Here is a 24,980-nt window from a genome sequence, read left to right as displayed (position 1 = left end):
TAATTTTGCTGGTGTAATATTAAATATGGGCAAATGAAATTCGAATGGAAAGGTGTAATGCCAGCAGTTACCACAAAGTTTAATCAAGATGATTCGCTTGATCTAAAGGTGTTCCGTAAAAATATAGAGGCTCAGGTAGAAGCCGGTGTACATGGTATAGTATTGGGAGGATCGCTTGGTGAAGCCAGCACATTGACCGCAGAAGAGAAAAAGGTACTTATCAAAGAAACAATCCAAATTGTAGAAGGCAAGATTCCCGTTATTATGACCATTGCGGAACAAGCTACAACAATGGCACTGCAGGCCGTTAAAGATGCCCAGGAGAGTGGTGCAAACGGATTGATGATTTTACCGCCTATGCGCTATAAATCTACAGATTACGAAACTGTAGAATACTTTAAGGAAATAACAAGAAGTACAGAGCTTCCTATTATGATTTACAACAATCCTGTAGACTATAAGATTGAAGTAACGGTAAGCATGTTCAAAGAACTATTAGAGTTAAAGAACATTACCGCTGTAAAAGAGTCTACAAGGGATATTATCAATATTGGAAGATTACGCAACGCATTTGGCAAAGACCTTAGTATTCTAACAGGTGTAGATCCGCTAGCACTTGAAAGTCTTCTTATAGGTGCCGATGGTTGGGTTGCAGGTTTGGTATGTGCCTTTCCTGCAGAAACTGTTGCTATTTATGAATTGGCAAAAGCTGGTTATACTAAAGAAGCAACTGAAATTTACAGATGGTTTTTGCCTTTGTTGGAGCTGGATATAAGCCCACAATTGGTTCAGAATATTAAGTTGGCCGAAGTTGCTACAGGCATTGGTACGGAGACCGTAAGAAAACCTAGACTTCCTTTGCAAGGTAAAGAACGGGAAAGGGTCTTACAGGTCATAGATGCCGGATTGAAAAATAGACCGGTTTTACCGGATTATAAAAACCTAACTGCTGTAAACAAAGAGTTGGTCTAGCACAGAACAGTCTAGAATTTGTTCGTGAAAGTTTTATAATTGGCGAAGATTTAAGCGAATTGGGGTAATTTTTATCAGCAAAGTCTTTGGTGAAAACTCTTGGTGCTTCAACTCAAATATAGTAGTTTCAAGGCGATTGGTAAGATCTTTAAAACAATAGAATGATTACAGGAAAAAACTACATAGGAAACGAACTTTCAGCTAATGAAAGTAACACATATAAGACCTTTGACCCTAAATTGAATCTGGAGACGGAATGGACTTTTTATGAGGCTACAAAGGAAGAAATTGATGCCGCTGTGCAGAAAGCTCATGAAGCCTTTCTGAATTACAAAAACTTCTCTGGAGTTAAAAAGGCTCAATTTTTGGAGGCTATCGCCGAAGAAATAGAAGCATTGGGAGATGAGCTTATCCAAACCTATTGCAAAGAATCGGGTCTTCCGGAAGGAAGGGCTATTGGCGAACATGGCCGTACCATGGGGCAATTAAAAGCATTTGCCCAGTTGTTAAAAGAGGGCTCTTGGGTAGAGGCAACTATAGACACGGCCCAACCGGATAGGAAACCGTTACCAAAAATAGACTTACGTAAAATGCTGCTGCCCATAGGGCCAATAGCGGTCTTTGGTTCCAGTAATTTTCCTCTGGCATTTTCAACCGCAGGTGGTGATACTGCAAGTGCACTGGCTTCCGGTTGCCCGGTAATCGTAAAGAGTCACCCTATGCACGCAGGTACGGGAGAGTTGGTTTCTTCCGCCATCATAAAAGCAGCGGAACGCACGGATATGCCGGATGGCGTTTTTTCCAACTTAAATAGTAGCGGTATAGAAGTCGGTCAGCAGTTGGTACTTCATCCAAAGATCAAAGGTGTGGGTTTTACAGGCAGTATAAAAGGCGGTACGGCCCTTTATAAATTAGCGAATGAACGTAAAGAACCTATTCCCGTTTTTGCGGAAATGGGCAGTATAAATCCTGTTTTGGCTCTTCCTTCCGCATTACGTGAAAAGGGATTGGATTGGGCCCGGCAATATGCCGGTTCCGTAATGTTGGGGGCAGGTCAGTTTTGCACCAATCCTGGTTTGATCCTTGGTATAAAAAGTACTTCTTTAGATGTCTTTACAAATGCGCTGGGAGAGGAAATTGAAAAATTGGAACCTACCTGCATGTTGCACCCAAGTATTCACAGCAATTATGAAAAAGGGAAAAAGGAGCTTTCCTCTCAAGGAGGTGCCGATGTTGTTGCGGATTATAAAAGCTCAGTAGCTCCTAATTATGCACAACAGAAGGTACTAACGGTTAACGGGGCCAATTTTTTAAAGAACCCTAAGTTACATCAAGAAGTATTCGGTCCATTTTCTATTGTAGTGAGATGTGCCGATGCCAAGGAGTTGAAACAAGTCCTGGATTGTCTGGAAGGACAATTAACCGGTACCGTACTTGGTAACGCTGATGAGTTGAAAATTTATAGGGCTGCTGTAGACGCTTTGCAAGGTAGGGTAGGAAGGCTGATATTCAATGGGGTTCCAACGGGTGTGGAAGTTTGTCCTTCCATGCAGCATGGCGGACCATTTCCGGCAAGTACCGATAGCCGATTTACATCGGTTGGGGTGTCTGCCATTAAGCGCTGGGTAAGGCCCGTCTCTTTTCAGAATTGGCCACAGGAGGAATTACCGGAGGCCTTGCAGAATAGCAATCCACTTTCTATCATGAGAATTGTGGATAGTGAGCATACCAATAGGAAAATAGAATAGGGTCAACAACGTTAGGAGAATAATTGTTGAGTTATGGCAACACATATTTTTAGGTGTATAGATGCTCATACCTGTGGAAATCCCGTTAGGGTGGTTGCAGAGGGCGGACCTAAGCTCGTAGGGGTTTCCATGAGTGAAAAGCGCCAGCACTTTTTAAAGGAATATGATTGGATTCGGAAAGGGCTTATGTTTGAGCCTCGAGGGCATGACATGATGAGCGGTAGCATCTTTTATCAACCAGAAAATCCTGAAAATGATTTTGGCATTCTTTTTATAGAAACGAGTGGTTGTTTGCCCATGTGCGGTCATGGCACTATTGGGGCCATTACCATTGGTGTTGAAGAGGGCTTGCTTAAACCCAAGACCCCTGGAAAAATTCGGATGGAAACTCCCGCAGGTCTTGTAATGATAGATTATCAACAAACAGGAAAGAAGGTAGACTGGGTTAAGTTGACCAACGTTAAATCCTACTTAGCCGCTACCGAATTAACGGTTGAGAGTTCTGTTTTAGGCGAATTGGTTTTTGATGTCTCCTATGGCGGGAATTTTTATGCTATAATAGACCCTCAGAAAAATTTTTCGGGCATTCAGGATTTTACCGCAGGAAAGCTGGTTCAGTTGAGTCAGGAGATTCGGGAGCGAATCAATTCAAAATACCCAAACAATTTTGTCCACCCAGATGATGAAACCATTAATGGAGTGAGTCACGTTTTGTGGACCGGCAATGTTATATCTCCTGCTGCTACCGCAAGAAACGCTGTTTTTTATGGGGATAAAGCAATAGATCGGTCTCCCTGTGGCACAGGAACTTCTGCTAGAATGGCGCAATGGTATGCCAAAGGAAAATTAAAGGTAGGAGAGGAGTTTATCCATGAGAGTTTTATAGGTTCTCAATTTGTAGGAAGGGTAGAACAGGAGACTGTCCTTGGCAACCGGAAAGCTATTGTTCCAAGTATTCAAGGATGGGCCAGAGTGTATGGGCAGAACACGATTACCATAGACGATGATGACCCATACGCACACGGGTTTCAAGTTATTTAATACGTTAAAAAGAGAAGTGAGTAAAAAAATAACCATAATAGGGGGAGGAATAATTGGGCTTAGTACAGCTTATTTTCTGCAGAAAGAAGGGCACGAAGTTACTATTATAGAGAAATCAGATATAACCTCAGGAGCTTCCTTCGTGAATGCGGGATATATTACCCCTAGTCACATAATTCCTTTGGCATCACCTGGTATGATTGCTAAGGGCATCAAGATGATGTTCAATTCGGCCAGTCCGTTTTACATGAAACCTCGTTGGGATATGGAGTTCTTCAAATGGTCTTGGTATTTTCATAAATCGTCTACTAAGGAAAAGGTAGCGCGGGCAATTCCTGTAATTAAGGATATTAATATTATTAGTAGAGAATTGTTTGAAGACATAAAAAACTCCGGTGATTTGGGCGATTTTCAATTAGAACGAAAAGGACTATTGATGCTCTATAAAACTAAGGAGGCTTACCTTCATGAGAAAGAAGTAGCGAACAAAGCCAGTTTTTTAGGTTTGGAAGTTAAGGAATTAGACCAAAAGCAATTGGCGAGACTTGAACCAGAGGTTGCAATTGATGCCCAAGGTGCCATTCATTATGAATGTGATGGACACACAACACCTACCCAATTTATGCCCAAAATGTTGGATTACCTTAAAAATGTTGGTGTGGATGTACGTTTAAACGAGGAGGTAACCGACATGAAGGTAAAGAGCAACCGTGTTCATGAGGTTATAACGTCTAAAGGAACCTATACTCCAGAAGAGGTGATAATTGCGGCAGGTTCATGGAGTGGGAACGTTTCTAAAAAATTAAACCTGAATATACCATTGCAAGGAGGAAAAGGGTACAGTATAAACGTTGCGAGACCTACGGGAATAACTATTCCTGCTATTCTCATGGAGTCTAAAATGGCGGTAACTCCAATGAATGGTTTTACCCGCTTTGCCGGAACTATGGAGTTCTCTGGGTTAAATGATTTGGTAAGAAATGAAAGAGTAATGGCTATCGCAAATGGAGTTAAAAAATACTATCCTACGGTAGATATCAATGCCAATGAAATAGCGAACGTAAAAACGGGATTACGTCCAGTTTCTCCAGATGGACTCCCTTATATAGGAAGGTCATCTAAGCTTTCAAATTTAACCTTGGCTACTGGGCATGCCATGATGGGGTGGAGCTTAGGGCCTGCAACTGGCAAATTGGTTGCTGAGATTATTGACGACAAAAAAACATCTATGGAAATCGATGCTTTTTCTCCGGACAGAAGGTTTTAAAAAGTGTAAAACACAAAAAGCAATTTTAACACAAAAGAATCGGAAAACGTAATCTTTGTTACTGGCTAAAAAGCAGTTTGCGTTGTATCTTTGCAATGTAAAACTACACACTATGGATGTAGAGATTCTTTCCCGTATTCAATTCGCTTTTACAATTGCTTTTCATTATATCTATCCGCCTTTAAGTATAGGTATAGGTTTAATTATGGTAGTCTTTGAGAGCCTGTATATCAAGACTAAAAATAAAGAATACCATACTCTTGCCAAATTTTGGACTAAAATATTCTCGCTCACCTTTGGTATTGGTGTGGTTACCGGTATTGTAATGGAGTTTGAATTTGGTACCAATTGGGCAGTTTACTCTAGGTACGTTGGCGATATTTTTGGCAGCGCTTTGGCGGCGGAAGGCATTTTTGCATTTGCGTTGGAAAGTGGATTTCTGGGCGTGCTACTTTTTGGGTGGAACAGGGTAAAACCTTGGGTGCACTTGGTGGCCACCATTGGTGTGTTCTTAGGGTCCATGTTCTCGGCTATATGGATTGTAGTGGCCAACAGTTGGCAACAGACTCCTGCGGGATATCATATTGTGGGAGAAGGGCTTGAAGCTAGGGCGGAAATAACGGATTTTTGGGCTATGGTTTTTAACCCATCAAGTGTAGACCGTATTCTTCATGTGTGGCTGGGTGCGTTTCTGGCCGGTACGTTTTTGATTCTCAGCGTACACGCGTATTATATTTTAAAAGGACGATTTGTTCATATCTCCAAAAAAGCGTTTAAAATGACGCTTGTGGTGGCAACTATATTTTCTTTGGGCCAATTGGTTACCGGGCATAGCTCCGCTGATGGTGTGGCCGTAAATCAACCGGCAAAATTGGCTACCATGGAAGGTCATTTTGAAGCATCGGCACCAGCAGATATGTATCTCTTTGGATGGGTAGATAAAGAGGAACAAAAAGTAACGGGATTAAAAATTCCCGGAGGACTATCCTTTTTACTGGATTATGACTTTAATGCGCCCGTTACAGGATTAAATGCCTTTGCAGAAGAGGATAAGCCTTCTCAAATTAATGCCGTGTTTCAATTTTACCATATCATGGTGAGCATAGGTATGTTTCTTATTTTGGTGACCCTTTATGCATGTTTTTTATGGTGGCGCGGTAAACTTTTTGAAAAAAGATGGTTGCTGTGGATATTCGTATTTACGGCTCTTTTGCCTCAAATAGCCAATCAGGTAGGGTGGTTTACGGCAGAAATGGGTAGGCAACCATGGGTAGTATACGGACTTTTACGTACGTCTGAGGCCTTCTCACAAGCGGTTACGGCTAATCAAGTATTGTTTTCCTTAATTCTGTTTATGTTGGTCTACACGCTTTTATTTTTATTGTTCGTGTATTTGTTGAACAAAAAGATAAAACATGGCCCTTATGATGATAGTGATGAGGATGACCGTCCGTTGACAAAAGAGATTACCCAAGTAGTAACAGGAAATTAAAAGCGCATGGAGACTTTTCTAGGACTTGATTATCCCACATGGTGGTTTTTGGTAGTAGGTGGATTGTTTTCCGGTTATGCCATTCTTGATGGGTTTGATTTTGGTGCCGGGGCATGGCACTTATTTTTTAAAAAGGAAAAAAGTAGAAGAATAGCATTAAATGCCGTAGGCCCTGTTTGGGATGGTAACGAGGTTTGGTTGGTTATTGGAGGAGGAGCTCTTTTTGCTGGTTTTCCGGTAATGTACGCTACGCTTTTTTCTTCTCTATATATTCCATTTATGTTGTTTTTGGTCTGCATCATCTTTAGGGCCATTTCAATTGAATTTAGGGGGAAGGAAGAAATGAAATGGTGGCGTAAAACTTGGGATATTGGCTATAGTGTTTCCAGTATATTTTTGGCTTTTTTATTAGGTGTGGTTTTAGGTAATGTTCTTCAAGGAATTGCCATAGGTCCTGATTATCAGTACCAGGGGGCAGGTTTTTTTGAGTTTTTAAATCCGTATGCCATTTTAACGGGAATTACTACCCTATCACTTTTTATGGCCCATGGTGCTATCTATTTACTTTTAAAAACAGAAGGAAGGTTGTTTGCCAAGCTTACATTTCTTCTAAAGAAGGGTATGATTTTCTTTATGGTAAGCTTTGCGATAACAACGCTTTACACCTTACTTTATATACCCCATTTATCGGATGCTTTTAGAAGCGATCCGTTTCTTTTTATCGTTCCCTTAGCTACGTTTTTAAGTATAGCCAATGTACCCAGACTAGCCAATAAGCGCAATTACAAATTGGCGTTTTTCTTCTCTTCGTTAACCATAAGTTTCATGTTGATTCTCGTGGCCATAGAACTCTATCCAACGCTATTGTTTTCTACTTTGGCAGCAGAACATAGCATAGATATTTACAACGCAGCAGCATCAACTAAATCGTTAAAAATTATGTTGACCATGGTGGCCATTGGAGGTCCGTTGGTTTTGGGCTATACCTTTTTTGTTTATAGAACGTTTAGGGGTAAAGTTCAATTGGATGAAACCAGTTATTGATACTTGGCTATTTTCTTTCGATAAGGTCCCAAAGGTTTCCATATAGGTCTTTAAAGACTACCACAGTGCCGTAGGGCTCTTCACGCGGGTTTTCGTTAAACTTAACGCCCTGTTCTTTCATACGCTGGTAATCGCGCCAAAAATCGTCCGTATGGAGAAATAGAAATACACGCCCGCCAGTTTGGTTCCCGATGGCTTTTTTTTGCTCATCATTTACGGCTTCGGCAAGTAGAAGGGATAGTCCGTTAAGGCTTGGAGGTGAAACGGTAACCCATCGCTTGTTGGCATCTAATTGAATGTCATCTACAAGTTTAAAGCCTAATTTTTGTGTATAGAAGGCAATGGCTTCATCATAATTTTTTACAACAAGAGTTACTTGAGCAATAGCTTGATTCATATGAATTCTTTAAAATTTGTTTGTTTAATAGTGTTCCATTCTTCTTTTAGGATTCCGTAACAACAAGAACTCCTTCTAAAGTCACTTTTGGTAATGACATTCTTTCTAAGTATGCCCTCTAGAGTGGCTCCCAGCTTTTCTACGGCCTTTCTAGAACGAACATTTCTTTCATCAATCCGGAATTCTACCTTCTCAAAATCCATCTGTTCAAAAGCATGGCTTAGCATCAGAAATTTCATTTGATGATTTAAGCCCGTACCACGAGAATCCACCGAAATCCATGTCCACCCTATATGGAGCACTTTGTTCTTTTGGTCAATATTCCCAAATCTTGTGCTTCCTATGCATTCGTTAGTGGTCTTATTGAAAATAACAAAAGGAATGGACTTTTCCTGCTGCGCTTCGTTTAATGCGGTTTTGATATATGCTTTCAACTTTTTTTCTGTGGAAACATCGTTTGAACCGTATTGGTATAAATCTACTTGTTGGGCAACGGGCCAAAGTAGTTGGTGATGTGTTTGCTTTAACGGAATGAGTCTTAGCAATTGGTTTTCTAATATAATATTCGTGTTCATTGTATTAGATTTAGGATGAGTTCTTTTTTTACTTCATGACCACCTTCAAAGAAGATTTGTTCTGCTTCACCTTTAAATAGGTGATTTATTTTTTTGGTTTCAGATGCTTGTTTTTCTTCGGTCAAATATTCATCGGCATTGCCGACCAGGGTTGTGACTTTAGTATGGTTTTCCATTAGAAAATCAAAATTGGAGGCTTCCAGTTCCGTGGGAATTCCGCCTGCATATAAGACCAAATGGTTACATGCAATTTTCCTGCTGGCAACCCATCGTGTAGCAATAGAGACACCTTGTGAATACCCGAGAACAATTAAATTGCAACTTTTGGGAATGGACAAGGCGCTATAAACAGCGTCTAAATAGACCAGTACGTTTTGGGTTTCTTGCTCCGTATCCTCTTTGGTAAGCCAACTGGCGCCTACATGTCTAAATTTGTTGTTCAGGTAATATTTAGAGGGTGCTTGTGGGGCAATTATATAGTTCTCTTGTGGAGGCAATTCGTCAAAATACCTTAAAAAATATCGACTTAAATAACCAATACCATGTAGAACTATCCAAACGTTTTTGGTTTGGTCTGTTAGTGAATTTAGGGTAGCGTAGCTATTTGTGGTGGTGTAGGACACCGTGTTTTCAGAATAATCCATAGAATAAAATCTCTATAAAAGTAATGGCTTTTATTGTAGTGGTAATGCTTAATTTTGACAAAAATAGATGATATGGACGGCTACAAAGAAAAAATACTAAAGGTTTGTAATGAATCTTCTAAGAATACACTTATGGAGACCTTACAGATAGAATATGTAGATGTAGGTGAGGATTTTTTAGTGGGAAAAATGCCAGTGAATTCACGGGTGCACCAACCGGATGGTGTTTTGCACGGGGGAGCTATGGTGGCTTTGGCCGAAAGTATTGGGAGTATGGCTTCCTATATTTTTTTGGATGCACAACAATTTGCTATCCGCGGAATAGAAATTTCGGCAAACCACGTAAAAAGTGTGCGAGATGGACATGTTTATGCAAAAGCGACCATTTTACACAAAGGAAGAACTACCCAGCTTTGGGATATTAAGATAAGCAACGAAGAAGGGAAATTGGTTTCCTATTGCAAACTCACTACTATTGCTTTAGCTAAGAAAAATTAATGCCTTTGGATTTTTTTGATAAAATTGACGCTCACCTAGCGAAAAAATTACCATTTGTAGCTTATCGTAAACCCAACGAAAAGAGAATTACAACTATTTTCCAGAAGGATGACGCCGTACAGTATTTAAATGATTATACGGAAACAGGTTTTGTTTTTGCTCCTTTTGATTCCGGTTCGCCTACCATTTTATTGCGATTGGACGAAGTTTCACACCTTTCCAATTTTGAAGGAGAGGAAATGCTAAATCCAGATTTGAGCGAGGTAGTAGTAAATCCTGAGGAAAGAGCCTTTCATTTGAATTTGGTTGAAAAGGGAATAGCTAAAGTAGTGCAAGGGGATTTTGATAAGGTGGTGCTTTCAAGGCGTTTGCAACTAAAAGTAAATATATCCTCCCTGGCTTTGTTCAAGTCACTTTTAACACAGTATAGAACAGCATTTTGTTATCTATGGTATCACCCCAAAGTAGGCATGTGGCTTGGGGCTACCCCAGAAATTCTGTTAACTATGCGTAATAGAAAATTAACCACCATGTCATTGGCCGGAACGCAGAGTTATGCTGGTAACGCCAACCCCAATTGGGGCAATAAAGAATTGGAAGAGCAGCAGCTGGTTACGGAGTATATTTTTAATGCATTAGAGGGTAAAGTGACTGACTTGGAACGAACGCCAACGGAGTCTGTAAGAGCGGGTTCACTATTGCATCTTCGCACTAAATTATCAGGGACTACCAAACAAGAGAATCTTGGAGAGGTTATAAAGGCACTACACCCAACGCCCGCGGTTTGTGGTATGCCTAAAGAGAAAACAAAAGCATTTATAATAGCCGAGGAAAACTATGACCGTGAATTCTATACCGGTTTTTTGGGTGAATTGAATTTTAAGACGGAAAGAAACAGAAATAACCGGCCTAGGAACACGGAAAATAACGTGTACCGTTCCATCTCTAAAACCACCACACTCTTTGTGAATCTGCGCTGTATGCAAATAAATGAGGATAAAGTAAATATATATGTTGGCGGAGGTATAACCAAAGATTCAAACCCGGAAAAAGAATGGGACGAAACGGTAGCCAAGAGCAAAACCATGCTTAAAGTTATAAAGGGTGTAGTTTAAACAAGATTGGTTTAAGAAATAAACCGTTGTATTTTTGTAGTTCATGAGATACTCTAGCATACCCTCCGCTCAACTGGTAGTGCAACACTGCAAGGCGAAACAGATAAAGAACATAGTAATTTCTCCAGGGTCAAGAAATGCCCCTTTGACCATTGATTTTAGTGAAGACCCTTATTTTAAATGTTTCAGTATTGTAGATGAGCGCAGTGCCGCCTTTTTTGCATTGGGAATAGCGCAACAATTACACGAGCCCGTTGCCGTGGTATGTACTTCTGGAAGTGCATTGTTGAACTACTATCCTGCCGTTGCCGAGGCATTTTATAGCGGAATACCTTTGGTGGTCATATCTGCAGATCGCCCGGTCTATAAGATAGATGTGGGAGATGGCCAGACCATTAGACAGGATAATGTTTTTGACAGACACATTGGCTATTCGGCCAATTTAAAACAAGACGTGTCTCATGCGGTGCATAGGGTTAAGAAATACATGCCTGAGTGGTTGTCCGGAAAAGACAATGATTTGGCGCAGCAAGAAATCCTAAAATACAACAATAGTGAGCTTAACAGTGTATTGAGTGTAGCGCTTCAATTGAAATTACCAGTGCATATTAATGTGCCTTTTGAAGAGCCTCTTTATGATACGATTACAGAACCTTCCGTTGTGGCTCAAATTGTTTCGGAAACGGGCATGGATGTTAGTCCCGCTATCGATTTTAAGGCTTACGCCGATATATGGAATGCTTCGGAACAAAAGATGGTACTTGTTGGTGTCAACGCACCAAATGTGGTAGAGCAAGTATTTTTAGATGTATTGGCAACAGACCCATCCGTGGTAGTTTTAACGGAAACCACATCCAACCTTCACCATCCTAATTTTTTTGCCAGTATAGATAGTATAGTGGCTCCAATTGAAAAAAGCCACCAAAAAGAAGTATTGTTCCAAAATTTACGACCACAAATATTGCTAACCTTTGGTGGTCTTGTAGTTTCCAAAAAGATAAAAGCATTTTTGCGGGAATACACACCGGAGCATCATTGGCATGTAGATGAAGTTAAAGCGTTCAATACTTTTTTTTCCCTAACACATCATTTTAAAACCAATAGCAATCACTTTTTTAAGGCTTTTTTAGATTTAGTAAAACCGCAAAGCAGTGTGTATTTTGAATATTGGAACAAGAGGAGGGTGCAATACGAGGCAAAAAGAAAAGAGTACATAGATCAGATTCCGTTTTCGGATATGTTGGCGTTTGATAGTATTTTAAAATCAATTCCATCAAATTATCAGGTGCAATTGGCAAATAGTTCAACGGTACGTTACGCCCAACTTTTTAATTTAGACTCTTCTTTGCAGATTTTTTGTAACCGGGGAACCAGTGGTATTGACGGAAGTACATCTACTGCTGTAGGTGCTGCTTATTATAGTAAAACCCCTACGTTATTGGTTACTGGCGATATAAGTTTTTTCTACGATAGCAATGGTCTTTGGAACAACTACCTTAGGCCGGATTTTAGGATAATAATTATAAATAATAACGGAGGGGGCATTTTTAGAATCCTACCGGGTCAAGAAGAAACCGAAAATTTTGCCACGTTCTTTGAAACTGCCCATGATAAAAATGCAGAACTTATAAGTCGCCAATTTGGGTTTGAATATATAGCGGTAAATGAGGTAACTAGTCTGAATAACAGGCTCAAAGATTTTTACGAACTATCGGACAAACCAAAAATTATGGAAGTCCATACGCCAAGATTTTTGAACAACAAAATTTTGCTCGGTTATTTTGATTTTATATCTTCGGAGTAATTAATATAAACCGTTAACATTTATCAACACTAACTATTATGAGTAAAAGAGACGATTTGATTGTAAAGTACGCAGAAGACATTAAAGAAAAGTTTGGAGAAACTCCTGACATGGATCTTCTGACAAAAGTGACTGTGGGCCTTGGTCCAGCAATCTATAATATCGATGCTTCTAAGGTTTCAGGTTCTGATGAAAAAGAATTGGAAACTGTTAAGAAAAACTATCTAATGAAAAAGTTAGGTATGTCAGATGACCCTAAATTAATGGAGGCTGTAAAGTCTGTTGTAGAAAAGTATGGTTCTTCAAACAGAAACAAGCACAGAGCAGTAATTTATTATATGCTTTGCAAGCACTTTAACAAAGCTTCTGTTTACTAGTAGACCTAGAAAACATAATTTTTTTGACCGTCCGCTTTTAAAGTGGACGGTTTTTTTTTACCCAATTTTTAAAGTTACTTTTGCACCATGATCGAACTGGGAAATTATAATGAGTTAGAGGTACTTAGAGATACTAGTGTGGGCCTCTTTTTAGGGAGTACCACTGGTACGGAAATTCTCTTACCAAATAAGTATGTGCCAAAGACAATAGACATTGGTGATATGATAAAGGTATTCTGCTATTTGGACCATGAAGAAAGACCTATTGCCACCACATTGACTCCTAGTGTTATAAGAAACAAGTTTGGATTTCTACAAGTAGCGGAAGTAAACAAGATAGGGGCTTTCATGGATTGGGGCCTTGAAAAACATTTGCTTGTGCCCTTTAGTGAGCAAAGGGATAAGATGAAAGAAGGGCAGTGGTACGTAGTACGCTGTTATATGGACGAAGTTTCTTTTCGTTTGGTGGGTTCCAATAAAATTGATAAGTTTTTAAGCAATGACAAACTTACCGTTCGTGAACGGCAAGAGGTAGACTTACTTTTTACTAGATTAACGGATTTAGGTTGGGAAGTTATTATAAACGACCAGCATAAAGGTCTTGTGTATTCCAATGAAATCTATAAGCATGTGGCCGTAGGAGATAGGACCAAGGGCTACATTAAAAATATTAGGCCGGACAATAAACTAGATATTTCATTGCAGCCCATTGGGGAAAAACTACTGGAACCTGCAGCAGAAGCTATCTACAAAAAGTTAATGGCTCATGGCGGATATTTGGCACTTCACGATAAATCTGATCCAGAACTTATTAAGCGGGAACTTCAAATGAGTAAAAAAACCTTTAAAAAAGGGGTTGGAACATTATATAGGGAACGAAAAATAGAAATTAAGGACGATGGTATACACGCTGTCTAATTGAAAATGAGGTTCTTTATAGATGCGTTACTATGAATTAATCGATGAACGGTAAGTTTTTAACATCGCTATTAATTCGCTATACCACAGAATATGGTAATTTCGCAACATTCCGAGAGTGCATTTCATCGATCTTTCGGTATTTTGGTTAACTTTAACAGTGTAACCTCGAAAAAATAATTATATGCCATTTATAGAAGAAAGCGACTTACTAGAGTTGCACAAAGATATAGACAAGGCGCAGATAATTAATGAACGTCTTCTAGATCAAATCAAGTTTAAAAATAAGGAGATAAGAAAAAAGAAGTTACAGCGTAACCTACTGGCCGGTGTAACGGGCTTATTCCTTATTGGGGCGTTGATTGTTTTTTCTTTCACGGCAGGAAGAAATGTTTCCAATAATTTTGAAAGTCCTAGTAACTTACTGGTTTCAATAGATAGTTTGGACGCAATTAAATCTAGGATAGACAACCTAAAGCAACAGAACGAGGAATTAAGTTTGGTAAGGGAATTCTATTTGGCCAAGGAGTTTTTGGAAAAGGAGAAAATATATTCCGTACAGATAAAATCGTTTGTAGATAACAATATTACGTTGGCTTCGGAAGCACTAACCAATACCATGTTCGTTAAGACCAATCCGTTTTACTCATATTCGTTAGGTAATTTTGAAACTTTGGAAGAAGCGCAGAAATTCCGTGAACAATTGGTAGATTTAGGATTTCAAGACGCCTTTGTGGCATCTTACAAAGAAGGAAAACGAATTCAAATTGAATCCGCAGAATAATTTTGGGAAACATTAATCCTTGGATAAGTGCTGCTAGGTTAAGAACGTTACCACTATCCGTCTCAGGTATAGTAGTAGGCACGGCATTAGCTAACTTATATGGTTTTGAAGATACGATAGTCTTTGTATTGGCATTGCTAACTACAATAGGTTTTCAGGTAACCTCCAATTTTGCCAATGATTATGGTGATGGTGTAAAGGGAACCGATAATGATGAAAGAATAGGCCCTAAGCGGGCACTCCAAAGTGGGAATATTTCCAGGCAAGAACTGAAAGAGGGCATAATTTTCAGCATAATTATAGATGTTATTTTGGTGGTTGCCCTTGTGTATTTTGCTTTTGGCTTTGAAGATATGTTATATCCCATTTTGTTTTTGATTTTGGGAGCGGCAAGTATTTGGGCGGCAATAAAATATACCGTTGGCGCTTCTGCCTATGGGTACAGGGGTCTGGGAGATTTATTTGTTTTTCTCTTCTTTGGATTATTGGCCGTTATGGGTTCAATGGTGTTGTATACAAAGCAGTTGTATGCTATGTCTCTATTGCCGGCCATAGCAATTGGTCTATTGAGTGCAGGGGTTTTAAATCTCAACAATTTAAGGGATTATGAATCGGACAAGAATGCGAATAAAAATACACTTATAGTGTTTATTGGTTTTCAGAAGGGTAAAATCTACCATTATGCACTATTAATAACGGCTTTCTTGTGTATACTGGCATTTTCAGTTTTGAATTTAAAAGGTGCGCTATTTTTTTTACCTTTAATTGCCTTTATACCTATTTTCTTGCATTTAAAAAGAGTGCATGCCACAGATAGAAATGATCAAATAGATCCTGAGTTAAAGAAATTGGCGTTAAGCACTTTCTTTTTGTCAGTACTGATTTACATCAGTTGTAATATTTTTTTGTAAATTTAGAATATAAACCTACTAAATAATAACCATTTTGGAACAACCAATCAGAATTCTAATCGTAGAGGACAATGTTATCATCGCAGATGATATGCAATCTATGCTTGAGGAAATAGGGTATGAGATTGTAGATAACGTTATTGTCTATGAACAAGCCGAAGAAGTTTTAAAAACACAACATGTTGATCTTGTTTTAATTGACATAATCTTAGCTTCGGATAAAACAGGAATCGATTTAGGAAAGCATATTCGCGAAAACTATGATATCCCTTTCATTTTTGTAACCTCTAACTCGGATAGGGCTACGGTAGAAAACGCAAAAACAGTTAAACCAAACGGTTATTTGGTAAAACCTTTTGAACAGCAAGATTTATATACTTCTATAGAAATAGCACTTTCTAACTTTACAAGATCGGATAAATCTGCTGCGGTAGTGGAGAACCAAGAAGACGTTCCTATGTCCAATACCGTGCTAAAGGATTCAATCTTTGTAAAGAAGCAACATCTTTATTATAGAATTCAGTTTAGCGATATTCGCTTTATCAAAGCAGATAACGTGTATTTAGAAGTGAACACGGTAGATAAGAAGTTCTTGGTGCGTTCTCCTTTAAAGGATTACCTAGAAAAACTGCCTAAGAACAAGTTTTACAGGGCCCACAAGTCATATATCGTAAATGTGGATCATATAGATGCAATCAATTCAAAGGATATCATGATTAAGGATACTTTGATACCTATTTCAAAAGATTTTAAAGAGTTCATTATATCCGCAATGAATTCTTAGAAAATAAAATTAGAATTATAAAAAGAGGGGGCATTTTTAATGTTCCCTCTTTTTTGTTTTCATAAAATGACGTTCACCACAACTTTTGGCGGTTTCACAACATTATTTTCCTTTTTCGCAATCAAAGCAATACTTTGCCAGTGTATTTAAGAAAAAGAATTTACAAATTTTCATTTTCATATAGTGTTCTCGTAAAGGAGCCTGATCTGCCAAGATTAGGTTCCTTTTTAGTTAGGGCATATTTGTAAGAAAACGCAAGCCATACTATTTTATACTGAATAAAATTGCGCACTGAAAAAAGGTTCCAAGAGCACGGTTTCACAACAACTACGCCTAGTTTCACAACAATAATGACCCCTTCTCTGTATGTTAATGGTATTTTTACTTTAAGAAAAAAACTCTGAATAGCTGTATTGAATCTGTCTAGCGTACTTATTTTCAATTGTTATTAGAATAGATTATTTTCTTACAGTCCTTTTTCATAATTTTATAAGTAAATGGACTAAATAACCAATTAAATAGATTAGCTTAGAAAAGTCTTTTGGGGGATTAAAATGTTGTTTTCGTGTCTGTTAAGACGAGAGGCCATAAGCTAATGTAAGAACCTAGTATAAATAGAACAGAATATCTTTTTTTGATTTTGTTCCCTTTAGATATATGAACAACATTTACTTTAAAAATACTATCCTTGTTTGCGCAATATTCTTTATCTGTTCCGTAGGATCGGCCCAGAAAGAAGAAGCTACTGATAAGAATCCTTTTCAGCAGTTCATGGATATTGAGAATGCAAGCGAAAAACTCACCTTTTTCTTTAATACTCCGGACCTTTACAAAGAAACCTCTACTTACGATTGGTTAGACGAGGTTACCATATACCTTAATGCTGCAATTAAGGATGAAGACGCCGACGAAATTGTACGCTTTAAACTTATACAAGCCAGAATCTATTATGATTTAGGGGACTACGATAAGAGTTTAGCTATTGCAAAAGAACTTTATGGAGAAAAAGAGGAATTAGATATTTATCTAAAATCTAAGTTGCTGGATATAATGGACGACAACTATGGCCAGTTGACCATGTATACCGAACAGATTGAAATCCGTAAAGAACAGAGAGAACTTGGTATTAATGAGAACGTTGCGTTTTACGATATCTATGCCAATTTAGGAATGTACAGAAAGGCAATGGAGCATTATATTGATAATGTTAAGAAGACCATTGAAGAGAATGACTTCTATGCCCAAGCTGAATATTACAACAATTTAGGAAATTATCTCAGGTTAGATGAATCGGCGCCCACCGCCTTAAGTCATTATAAAAAAGCAAAAGGTTACATAGATGTTTTTATGAACCTTATTACCAGAAAAAAATCAGAAGAAGAAGTTGAACAAGCTAATCTTTTAAAAGGTATTATAGAGGGTAATATAGGAAAGTGCCATGTTGAGCTAAAGCAATATAAAGAAGCTATACCACATCTAGAAAGTGCCATTAATACCCTTAAAAAATATAAGAGTAAAGAACTTTCTTCAGAGATAACCGAAAATAGTCTGGCTATAAGCGAATGTTATTTACAGCTTCAAGATTACGAAAAGGCTACTGATTTTTTAAGTGACAATCTAGAGACCAGTACCACGGAGAACTTATTGCGCAAGAATAGATTATTGGCCTTGTACTATGACAAAACCGAGGATTACAAAAATGCAGCACTTTACCTTAAAAAGAACATACGCGTAAGAGACTCTATATTAGATAATCAATCCGAATTAAGAAAGCAACAATTGGCAACCGTTATGGGGCAGGATTTAGCTGTGTCGCAAACCATGTTGGCAGAGCAAAAATTAGCTTTGGAAAAATCTCGTGTAGATATGATGGCAAAAGAAAGGAACATTAATTTGGTTCTTATTTCATTATTGTTCACACTTGTAGGCTTTGCGGGACTGGTATATGCATATCTTAAGAGTATTAAAAACCAACGGCTCATTGCAGAACAGAAGTACATTATAGAAAACTCTTTGGTAGAAAAAGATTCGCTTTTAAAAGAGATTCACCATAGGGTAAAGAACAACCTGCAGATGGTTTCCAGTTTACTGAGCTTGCAGACCAAGAATACCAGAAGTAAAGCGGCAATAGAAGCTTTGGAAGAAGGGAAGAGTAGGGTTAAGGCAATGGCATTGATTCACCAAAAATTATATCAGAACGAAGATCTTTCGGTTATTGAAATGCAGAGTTATATAGAGAGTCTTATCAATAGTGTGCAATCCGTTTACAAAAAGGGTGGTCACAATATTAATATAACTGTTGATGCCGAAGGTGTGGAGCTTGATATTGATCGTGCTATTCCGTTTGGTTTAATGCTCAACGAACTTGTTTCCAACTCCTTTAAATACGCTTTTCCCGAGAACGACGAAAATGGAAAGATTTACATTCATATTCGTAAAATTGGAGAGAAAGAAGGATATTTTGAATATTCGGATAATGGAATCGGCCTTCCCGAAGACACAGATGAGCGAGCCAATTCTTCAATGGGAATAAGACTAATGAACCGTTTGGCAAACCAGCTTCAAACTACTTTGAATATTGATAAAACTGCTGAGGACGGTGTACGTTATTGGTTTAATTTCTGCTAGAAAAAACTTTTCTTAGATTTTTATTTTAAGTGCTTGGAGTGCCACAACTCCCTTGTTTAAAACGTCTTACCTGTATCAAACCGGTTTATTGTTTATGCTTGCCTTTTTACAAGGATTAAAAGGTAAAATATAGCTAAATTTGAATTTGGTTATGCAAGCAATCTACAGAAAGTATATTTTAGATTTTAAGCGTCCTAGTGGTACTTCACGAGGCGTATTGACACAAAAGGAAACTTGGTTTCTTATCCTTGATGAAAACGGTAAAAAAGGAATTGGGGAATGCGGTATTCTAAGAGGACTCAGTATTGATGATGTGAGGGGGTATGAAGAAAAGCTAAAATGGACCTGTGATAATATTCATCTTGGTAAAGAGGCTTTGTGGGAGGCATTAATGGAATTTCCTAGCATACAATTTGGCGTGGAGCAGGCATTTTTATCACTTCGGGCAGCCAATCCATTTCATTTATATCCATCGGCATTTATAGAAAAACAACAACCTATTGAGATTAACGGTTTGATCTGGATGGGCGAAGAAACGTTTATGCATAAGCAAATAGATCAGAAGTTAGAAGAAGGCTTCAAGTGTATTAAAATGAAAATAGGGGCTATAGATTTTGATGCTGAAATAGCTCTTTTAAAGTCGATTAGAGAAAAATATGATGCTTCGCAAATTGAATTGCGCGTAGATGCCAACGGAGCGTTTTCAGCTGATAAAGCGTTCCAAAGACTTAAAGATTTGAGTGAATACGAATTACATTCCATAGAGCAGCCCATAAAACAAGGTCAATATAAAGCCATGAGGGAATTATGTGCAACTACACCTTTGCCTATTGCTCTTGATGAGGAATTAATAGGGGTTTTTGATGTAACGAAAAAGGAAGAATTACTACAAACCATACAACCTCAGTACATAATTCTTAAGCCTAGTTTGGTAGGAGGGTTCAGAGGATGCCAGGAATGGATTGAACTTGCTGAGAAAATGGACATTGGCTGGTGGATTACCAGCGCTTTGGAAAGTAATATTGGGCTGAATGCCATAGCACAATGGACTTATACCTTAAAAAGCTCCATGCCACAAGGTTTGGGAACCGGTAGTTTGTATACCAATAATTTAGAATCACCGCTTACGGTCCTAAACGGACAGTTGTTTTATGACGGTAATAAAAAATGGAAGAATAACTTAATAGAAGACTTATGTATATAGCACAGGCCTATAATGGTTTAAGTGACCCTTGGAGATATATTCTTGGCCTTGTTGCCATATTTTTTGTTTGGCAATTTATAGGGGGAATCCCATTGATTATTGCGCTTTTGGTAGAGGCAGATAATCTTTCGGTTTTAGGTTCTGGAGACATGGGGGCTATGGCCAATGTTTTGGGCTCCAATACATTGTTATTCTTTATGTTGTTGACATTTGTCATTGGACTCATAGCGCTGTTTGTTTATACAATCATAGTACATAAACAAAAAATAACGCAGCTTACTACGTCTAGAAAGAAAATTGATTTTAAAAGGGTGTTTTTTGCGTTTGCCATCTGGGCTTTAGTTTCGTCGGCATTTACATTTGTAGATATTGCTCTTTCACCTGAAGATTATGAGTTCAATTTTAACCTTGTTCCCTTTGTAATTCTTGCTATTATTTCTGTTTTGATGATTCCCTTACAGACTAGCATGGAGGAATATTATATGAGGGGATATATGATGCAAGGTTTGGGCATTATGGCAAAGAACCGTTGGGTGCCACTTGCGGTGACTTCCCTACTTTTTGGAATCATGCATATTTTTAATCCAGAGGTCGCTAAAATGGGGTATGGTATTTTGGTATTCTATATAGGAACCGGTTTTTTTCTTGGAATTTTAACCTTGATGGACGAAGGATTGGAACTGGCTTTAGGGTTTCACGCCGCTAATAATCTTACCGCGGCACTTTTGGTAACAGCGGATTGGACAGCTTTTCAAGTTGATTCCTTATATCGTGACGTTTCCGACCCTGTTTTGGGTTGGGATGTATTAGTACCTGTTTTTGTTATTTATCCTATTTTACTTTTTGTCTTTGCCAAAAAGTACAATTGGTCCGATTGGAAAGAGCGTTTAACGGGAGATGTACCCTCTAAAGAAACATTTTTAGCCCTGAATGATGAACGAACGGACCTATAAAAAACTTCACGAACAGTTTAGGTTAAACGGAATTTCGTATTCTAAGGAAGAGCTAAAAGAAGTAGCCTATAGTTTTGTAAAAGAGGGGAAAGCCTTTGAAAAGGAAATTGGTGATTTTCTCATAGACTGGTTGAATAATGAATCTACCGTAACCGTACACACTTCGGGTTCTACAGGAGTCCCCAAGCCTATTGTTCTACGAAAACAGCACATGGTAAATTCGGCTTTTGCTACTGGTGATTTCTTCAATCTTAAACCTGGGGATACGGCTCTCCTTTGTCTTCCGGTGAGTTTTATAGCGGGTAAAATGATGTTGGTAAGGGCCATGGTTTTAGGGCTATCCATAGATTGTGTTGCTCCTTCGTCAAATCCTTTATTGGAAACTTCGGCTTCGTATGATTTTGTTGCTATGGTTCCCTTGCAGTTTGGGGGTTCGTTTAATGAATTGGACAGGGTGAAAAAACTTATTGTGGGTGGGGCTCCAGTTTCTTATAAGTTGAAGAAGGAGTTTCTTATAGCATCACTAAGAACAAACGTCTACGAAACATACGGCATGACCGAAACTATTACGCATATTGCGGTGAAGCCATTATTGGCGGCATTAGTTGAAACGGATATAGATTTGGACGTATTTACAACCTTAGCGAATGTGAAGATTGCCACAGATGATAGGGGGTGTTTGGTAATTGATGCGCCATTGGTTGCTAACGAAACTATACATACTAATGATATGGTACACTTAACTTCGGAAAAAACCTTTAAGTGGTTGGGGCGTTTGGATAATGTAATTAATTCAGGAGGTGTAAAACTATTTCCCGAACAGGTGGAAGCAAAGCTGGCCGCAGTTATGGAAAATAGGTTTTTTGTGGCAGGCGTACCCAATGAAAACCTTGGTCAGAAATTAGTTTTGCTCGTAGAAGGAATTCCTGAAATAGCCGCACTTAAAGAAAAAATAGCAAATCTGGGTTCGCTTAAAAAATATGAAATACCTAAGGAAATTTTTACGGTAGACGCTTTTGTTGAGACGTCTAGCGGAAAAATAAAAAGAAAGGCAACCTTGAAAAAGGTCGCCTTATAACTTCTGTAGTAATCCAGAAACTAGATTATACCTGAATAACACCTAAATTAAAATCTTTTTCAATTGGAGCATGGTTTGCGGCTTCAATTCCCATAGAAATCCATTTACGGGTATCTAGAGGGTTTATTACGGCATCGGTCCAAAGACGTGAAGCGGCGTAATAGGGAGAAACTTGATTATCATACCTGCTTTTTATTTTATTGAAAAGTTCTGCTTCTTTCTTCTCGGTGATTGTTTCACCTTTTTTCTTAAGAGAAGCCTTTTCAATTTGTAAAAGTACTTTAGCCGCGGAATTTCCGCCCATCACAGCCAATTCGGCACTTGGCCAAGCGGCAATGAGTCTGGGGTCATATGCCTTGCCGCACATAGCATAGTTTCCGGCCCCATAGCTATTGCCGATTACGATAGTGAATTTGGGAACAACGGAGTTACTAACGGCATTCACCATTTTGGCGCCATCTTTAATGATGCCTCCATGTTCGCTTTTGCTGCCCACCATGAAACCGGTAACATCCTGTAAGAATACAAGGGGAATTTTCTTTTGGTTGCAATTGGCAATAAACCGGGTGGCCTTATCCGCAGAATCCGAGTAAATAACCCCTCCAAACTGCATTTCACCTTTTTTGGTTTTGACTACTTTACGCTGGTTGGCCACTATACCTACGGCCCAACCATCTATACGCGCATATCCTGTAAGTATGGTTTTTCCATAGCCTTCTTTATATTCTTCAAACTCAGAATTGTCAACCAGACGTTTTATAATCTCGCCCATATCGTACTGGTCCGTTCTGGAATTGGGTAAAATTCCAAAAATATCATCAGGGTTGTCTTTGGGTTTTGCGGCCTCTTTTCTGTTGTAGCCAGCCTTATCAAAATCACCAATTTTATCCATAATATTTTTTATGGTATTCAGTGCATCCGCATCATCTTTGGCTTTGTAATCGGTCACCCCACTAACTTCACAATGCGTAGTGGCGCCACCAAGGGTTTCGTTATCTATACTCTCGCCAATGGCCGCTTTAACAAGGTAGCTTCCGGCCAAGAAAATACTTCCCGTCTTATCCACAATTAAGGCTTCGTCGCTCATAATAGGTAGATAGGCCCCGCCGGCCACACAACTGCCCATGACGGCCGCAATTTGTGTGATACCCATGCTACTCATTACGGCATTGTTTCTAAAAATGCGCCCAAAATGTTCCTTGTCCGGAAAAATCTCGTCCTGCAAAGGAAGATAAACACCGGCACTATCCACTAAATAGATGATGGGTAAGCGGTTCTCCATAGCAATTTCTTGCGCACGTAGATTTTTCTTTCCCGTAATGGGGAACCAAGCCCCGGCTTTTACCGTGGCGTCATTGGCCACCACAATACATTGTTTGCCGGATACGTATCCAATTTTAATAACAACGCCTCCGGAGGGGCATCCGCCATGTTCTTCGTACATGCCGTCGCCTACAAAAGCACCTATTTCAAGACTATCCGTATTATCGTCCAATAGATAGTCTATGCGTTCACGAGCCGTCATTTTGCCTTGGTCGTGCTGCTTTTGAATACGTGCTTTTCCACCGCCCAATTTTACTTTGGCCAACCTTCTTTTCAGGTCGCTTAGGAGTAATTTATTGTGATCTTCGTTCTTGTTAAATTTTAAATCCATTTTTTTGCCTTGACATTTCAATGCTTAAAGATAAGGAGTAAAATTGTTTACATTTGAAAAAATCGAAAATCATATGGCACAGGAAATACGTTGGGGAATTGTAGGCTTGGGAAGCATAGCACATAGTTTTGCTAAAGATTTGGCTTTGGTTTCTGGAGGAAGGCTTACTGGTGTTGCCTCAAGAAGCATGGACAAAGCAAAAGAGTTTGCAGATGAATATGGGGCGCCCCATACTTTTGATAGTTATGAAGCCTTATTTAAGTCTGCTGAAGTTGATGTTGTATACATAGCAACGCCACATACATTGCATGAAGATTTAAGTATTAAGGCCATGGAAAATGGCAAGCATGTGCTCTGTGAAAAACCAATGGGCGTTAACCCCCAAGAAGTATCAAGGATGATTGCATCCGCAAAAAAGAACAAAGTCTTCTTAATGGAGGCGCTTTGGAGTCGTTTTAATCCATCTATTCAAAAAGCAAAACAATTGGTAGAGCAGGGTGAAATTGGTTCTGTAGGGTTCATTCATGCAGACTTTGCGTTTTATGCTTTGGGAAGAGACCCAAAAAATAGGTTGTTGAACCCAAATTTAGCTGGTGGTTCTTTATTGGATATAGGTATTTATCCTATTTTTCTGTCCTATTTAGTTTTGGGAATGCCCAAGAACATTCAGGCATCTTCTCGTTTATTTAAAACGGGAATAGAAATGCAGACATCAATGATTTTTGAATACGAGGAGGCGCAAGCTATTTTATATAGTGGTTTGAACTCCAAATCTGAGATGAAGGCCGAAATTTCGGGGAGTGAAGGCAGTATTTTTCTGCAGCCAAGATGGCATGAAGCACAAGGCTATTCGGTAGAAAAAGATAGCGAGTTGACTAACTATGAGCTACCAACCCACGGTAAAGGATATACCTATGAAATTGAAGAAGTTCATGCTTGTTTGGCATCCTGTGAACTAGAAAGTAAACTGTGGCGTCATCAAAATAGTAAGGATTTAGCAGATCTTTTGTTTCAAGTACGACAGAAAACAGGAGTTATTTTTCCTTTTGAACAACAAAAAGAAGGTGTAGAGCCTTAGAATACTATAAAAAT

23 protein-coding genes are annotated in these 24,980 nt (G+C 38.8%); 19 read left to right on the top strand and 4 right to left on the bottom strand.

Annotated elements, in window-relative coordinates:
* The first annotated feature begins 33 nt into the window (after positions 1 to 33).
* The 6 genes from Q4597_RS16760 to cydB all read left to right on the top strand — a co-directional run bounded on the left by Q4597_RS16760 (position 34) and on the right by cydB (position 7,564).
* The gene (locus tag Q4597_RS16760) at positions 34 to 972 is read left to right on the top strand and encodes a dihydrodipicolinate synthase family protein (protein ID WP_303407282.1); all 939 of its coding nucleotides are present in this window, start codon (positions 34 to 36) and stop codon (positions 970 to 972) included.
* A gap of 161 nt (positions 973 to 1,133) precedes the next feature.
* A complete protein-coding gene (locus tag Q4597_RS16755; protein WP_303407281.1) occupies positions 1,134 to 2,720 on the top strand; it encodes an aldehyde dehydrogenase (NADP(+)) in 1,587 nt (528 codons plus the stop codon).
* Between the two features lie 33 nt (positions 2,721 to 2,753).
* Positions 2,754 to 3,761 carry a 4-hydroxyproline epimerase gene (locus Q4597_RS16750; protein ID WP_303407280.1) on the top strand — a complete coding sequence of 336 codons (1,008 nt, stop codon included), beginning with the start codon at positions 2,754 to 2,756 and terminating at the stop codon, positions 3,759 to 3,761.
* Positions 3,762 to 3,777: 16 nt separating this feature from the next.
* Positions 3,778 to 5,028: an FAD-binding oxidoreductase gene (locus Q4597_RS16745; RefSeq protein ID WP_303407279.1), complete on the top strand. Its 1,251-nt coding sequence runs from the start codon at positions 3,778 to 3,780 to the stop codon at positions 5,026 to 5,028.
* 112 nt (positions 5,029 to 5,140) lie between these two features.
* Entirely contained in the window at positions 5,141 to 6,520 is a 1,380-nt protein-coding gene (locus tag Q4597_RS16740; RefSeq protein WP_303407278.1) for a cytochrome ubiquinol oxidase subunit I, read from the top strand.
* 6 nt (positions 6,521 to 6,526) lie between these two features.
* A complete protein-coding gene (gene cydB / locus Q4597_RS16735) occupies positions 6,527 to 7,564 on the top strand; it encodes a cytochrome d ubiquinol oxidase subunit II (protein ID WP_303407277.1) in 1,038 nt (345 codons plus the stop codon).
* Between the two features lie 7 nt (positions 7,565 to 7,571).
* Here the strand turns inward: cydB and Q4597_RS16730 are convergent, their stop codons facing one another.
* From Q4597_RS16730 to Q4597_RS16720, 3 genes are read right to left on the bottom strand one after another with little or no spacing between them, the layout of a single operon-like run.
* A complete protein-coding gene (locus Q4597_RS16730; protein WP_303407275.1) occupies positions 7,572 to 7,961 on the bottom strand; it encodes a VOC family protein in 390 nt (129 codons plus the stop codon).
* On the bottom strand, positions 7,958 to 8,536 hold the full coding sequence (locus Q4597_RS16725; RefSeq protein ID WP_303407273.1) for a GNAT family N-acetyltransferase: 579 nt from the start codon (positions 8,534 to 8,536) through the stop codon (positions 7,958 to 7,960). Before Q4597_RS16725 ends, Q4597_RS16730 begins: the two co-directional genes overlap by 4 nt.
* Positions 8,533 to 9,180: an alpha/beta hydrolase gene (locus Q4597_RS16720; RefSeq protein ID WP_303407272.1), complete on the bottom strand. Its 648-nt coding sequence runs from the start codon at positions 9,178 to 9,180 to the stop codon at positions 8,533 to 8,535. Before Q4597_RS16720 ends, Q4597_RS16725 begins: the two co-directional genes overlap by 4 nt.
* A 72-nt stretch (positions 9,181 to 9,252) precedes the next feature.
* Here Q4597_RS16720 and Q4597_RS16715 point away from each other — a divergent pair, with 72 nt between their 5' ends.
* From Q4597_RS16715 to Q4597_RS16660, 12 genes are all read left to right on the top strand, one after another.
* Positions 9,253 to 9,678 carry a PaaI family thioesterase gene (locus Q4597_RS16715; RefSeq protein ID WP_215440622.1) on the top strand — a complete coding sequence of 142 codons (426 nt, stop codon included), beginning with the start codon at positions 9,253 to 9,255 and terminating at the stop codon, positions 9,676 to 9,678.
* Positions 9,678 to 10,793 carry a chorismate-binding protein gene (locus Q4597_RS16710; RefSeq protein WP_303407269.1) on the top strand — a complete coding sequence of 372 codons (1,116 nt, stop codon included), beginning with the start codon at positions 9,678 to 9,680 and terminating at the stop codon, positions 10,791 to 10,793. Before Q4597_RS16715 ends, Q4597_RS16710 begins: the two co-directional genes overlap by 1 nt.
* 43 nt (positions 10,794 to 10,836) lie before the next feature.
* Positions 10,837 to 12,597, top strand: coding sequence for a 2-succinyl-5-enolpyruvyl-6-hydroxy-3-cyclohexene-1-carboxylate synthase (gene menD / locus Q4597_RS16705; RefSeq protein ID WP_303407267.1), 1,761 nt, complete (start codon positions 10,837 to 10,839; stop codon positions 12,595 to 12,597).
* A gap of 38 nt (positions 12,598 to 12,635) precedes the next feature.
* Positions 12,636 to 12,974: a DUF2853 family protein gene (locus tag Q4597_RS16700; protein WP_215440616.1), complete on the top strand. Its 339-nt coding sequence runs from the start codon at positions 12,636 to 12,638 to the stop codon at positions 12,972 to 12,974.
* Positions 12,975 to 13,061: 87 nt separating this feature from the next.
* Positions 13,062 to 13,892, top strand: coding sequence for a S1 RNA-binding domain-containing protein (locus tag Q4597_RS16695; RefSeq protein ID WP_215440614.1), 831 nt, complete (start codon positions 13,062 to 13,064; stop codon positions 13,890 to 13,892).
* A gap of 184 nt (positions 13,893 to 14,076) precedes the next feature.
* Positions 14,077 to 14,676, top strand: a complete 600-nt coding sequence (locus Q4597_RS16690; RefSeq protein ID WP_215440612.1) for an SPOR domain-containing protein — start codon at positions 14,077 to 14,079, stop codon at positions 14,674 to 14,676.
* Between the two features lie 2 nt (positions 14,677 to 14,678).
* Complete coding sequence (gene menA / locus Q4597_RS16685; protein WP_303407262.1) at positions 14,679 to 15,587, top strand: 1,4-dihydroxy-2-naphthoate octaprenyltransferase; 909 nt, start codon at positions 14,679 to 14,681, stop codon at positions 15,585 to 15,587.
* A gap of 34 nt (positions 15,588 to 15,621) precedes the next feature.
* Positions 15,622 to 16,371, top strand: coding sequence for a LytTR family DNA-binding domain-containing protein (locus tag Q4597_RS16680; protein ID WP_215440610.1), 750 nt, complete (start codon positions 15,622 to 15,624; stop codon positions 16,369 to 16,371).
* A gap of 657 nt (positions 16,372 to 17,028) precedes the next feature.
* Complete coding sequence (locus tag Q4597_RS16675) at positions 17,029 to 18,999, top strand: sensor histidine kinase (RefSeq protein ID WP_303407259.1); 1,971 nt, start codon at positions 17,029 to 17,031, stop codon at positions 18,997 to 18,999.
* A gap of 151 nt (positions 19,000 to 19,150) precedes the next feature.
* Positions 19,151 to 20,203, top strand: a complete 1,053-nt coding sequence (locus Q4597_RS16670; RefSeq protein ID WP_303407258.1) for an o-succinylbenzoate synthase — start codon at positions 19,151 to 19,153, stop codon at positions 20,201 to 20,203.
* A complete protein-coding gene (locus Q4597_RS16665; protein WP_303407256.1) occupies positions 20,194 to 21,156 on the top strand; it encodes a CPBP family intramembrane glutamic endopeptidase in 963 nt (320 codons plus the stop codon). Before Q4597_RS16670 ends, Q4597_RS16665 begins: the two co-directional genes overlap by 10 nt.
* On the top strand, positions 21,134 to 22,234 hold the full coding sequence (locus Q4597_RS16660; RefSeq protein WP_368506688.1) for an AMP-binding protein: 1,101 nt from the start codon (positions 21,134 to 21,136) through the stop codon (positions 22,232 to 22,234). The genes Q4597_RS16665 and Q4597_RS16660 overlap by 23 nt, the downstream gene beginning before the upstream one ends.
* Positions 22,235 to 22,259: 25 nt before the next feature.
* On the opposite strand, the gene Q4597_RS16655 is transcribed toward Q4597_RS16660, so the two are convergent.
* Complete coding sequence (locus Q4597_RS16655) at positions 22,260 to 23,888, bottom strand: acyl-CoA carboxylase subunit beta (RefSeq protein ID WP_303407254.1); 1,629 nt, start codon at positions 23,886 to 23,888, stop codon at positions 22,260 to 22,262.
* Between the two features lie 73 nt (positions 23,889 to 23,961).
* Here Q4597_RS16655 and Q4597_RS16650 point away from each other — a divergent pair, with 73 nt between their 5' ends.
* The gene (locus Q4597_RS16650; protein ID WP_303407252.1) at positions 23,962 to 24,966 is read left to right on the top strand and encodes a Gfo/Idh/MocA family protein; all 1,005 of its coding nucleotides are present in this window, start codon (positions 23,962 to 23,964) and stop codon (positions 24,964 to 24,966) included.
* Positions 24,967 to 24,980: the final 14 nt, after the last annotated feature.

The sequence above is a fragment of the Zobellia sp. 1_MG-2023 genome, assembly GCF_030549125.1.
Classification (GTDB): domain Bacteria; phylum Bacteroidota; class Bacteroidia; order Flavobacteriales; family Flavobacteriaceae; genus Zobellia; species Zobellia russellii.
Note: the sequence above shows the minus strand (reverse complement) of the source record. Positions and strands in the feature narration are given on the sequence as shown.

Excerpts from the sequence above, each read along its gene's own strand:
- Q4597_RS16760 (WP_303407282.1), top strand. The coding sequence starts at position 34 with ATGAAATTCGAATGGAAAGGTGTAATGCCAGCAGTTACCACAAAGTTT.
- Q4597_RS16755 (WP_303407281.1), top strand. The coding sequence starts at position 1,134 with ATGATTACAGGAAAAAACTACATAGGAAACGAACTTTCAGCTAATGAA.
- Q4597_RS16750 (WP_303407280.1), top strand. The coding sequence starts at position 2,754 with ATGGCAACACATATTTTTAGGTGTATAGATGCTCATACCTGTGGAAAT.
- Q4597_RS16740 (WP_303407278.1), top strand. The coding sequence starts at position 5,141 with ATGGATGTAGAGATTCTTTCCCGTATTCAATTCGCTTTTACAATTGCT.
- cydB (WP_303407277.1), top strand. The coding sequence starts at position 6,527 with ATGGAGACTTTTCTAGGACTTGATTATCCCACATGGTGGTTTTTGGTA.
- Q4597_RS16730 (WP_303407275.1), bottom strand. The coding sequence starts at position 7,961 with ATGAATCAAGCTATTGCTCAAGTAACTCTTGTTGTAAAAAATTATGAT.
- Q4597_RS16725 (WP_303407273.1), bottom strand. The coding sequence starts at position 8,536 with ATGAACACGAATATTATATTAGAAAACCAATTGCTAAGACTCATTCCG.
- Q4597_RS16720 (WP_303407272.1), bottom strand. The coding sequence starts at position 9,180 with ATGGATTATTCTGAAAACACGGTGTCCTACACCACCACAAATAGCTAC.
- Q4597_RS16715 (WP_215440622.1), top strand. The coding sequence starts at position 9,253 with ATGGACGGCTACAAAGAAAAAATACTAAAGGTTTGTAATGAATCTTCT.
- Q4597_RS16710 (WP_303407269.1), top strand. The coding sequence starts at position 9,678 with ATGCCTTTGGATTTTTTTGATAAAATTGACGCTCACCTAGCGAAAAAA.
- menD (WP_303407267.1), top strand. The coding sequence starts at position 10,837 with ATGAGATACTCTAGCATACCCTCCGCTCAACTGGTAGTGCAACACTGC.
- Q4597_RS16700 (WP_215440616.1), top strand. The coding sequence starts at position 12,636 with ATGAGTAAAAGAGACGATTTGATTGTAAAGTACGCAGAAGACATTAAA.
- Q4597_RS16695 (WP_215440614.1), top strand. The coding sequence starts at position 13,062 with ATGATCGAACTGGGAAATTATAATGAGTTAGAGGTACTTAGAGATACT.
- Q4597_RS16690 (WP_215440612.1), top strand. The coding sequence starts at position 14,077 with ATGCCATTTATAGAAGAAAGCGACTTACTAGAGTTGCACAAAGATATA.
- Q4597_RS16675 (WP_303407259.1), top strand. The coding sequence starts at position 17,029 with ATGAACAACATTTACTTTAAAAATACTATCCTTGTTTGCGCAATATTC.
- Q4597_RS16670 (WP_303407258.1), top strand. The coding sequence starts at position 19,151 with ATGCAAGCAATCTACAGAAAGTATATTTTAGATTTTAAGCGTCCTAGT.
- Q4597_RS16665 (WP_303407256.1), top strand. The coding sequence starts at position 20,194 with ATGTATATAGCACAGGCCTATAATGGTTTAAGTGACCCTTGGAGATAT.
- Q4597_RS16660 (WP_368506688.1), top strand. The coding sequence starts at position 21,134 with ATGATGAACGAACGGACCTATAAAAAACTTCACGAACAGTTTAGGTTA.
- Q4597_RS16655 (WP_303407254.1), bottom strand. The coding sequence starts at position 23,888 with ATGGATTTAAAATTTAACAAGAACGAAGATCACAATAAATTACTCCTA.
- Q4597_RS16650 (WP_303407252.1), top strand. The coding sequence starts at position 23,962 with ATGGCACAGGAAATACGTTGGGGAATTGTAGGCTTGGGAAGCATAGCA.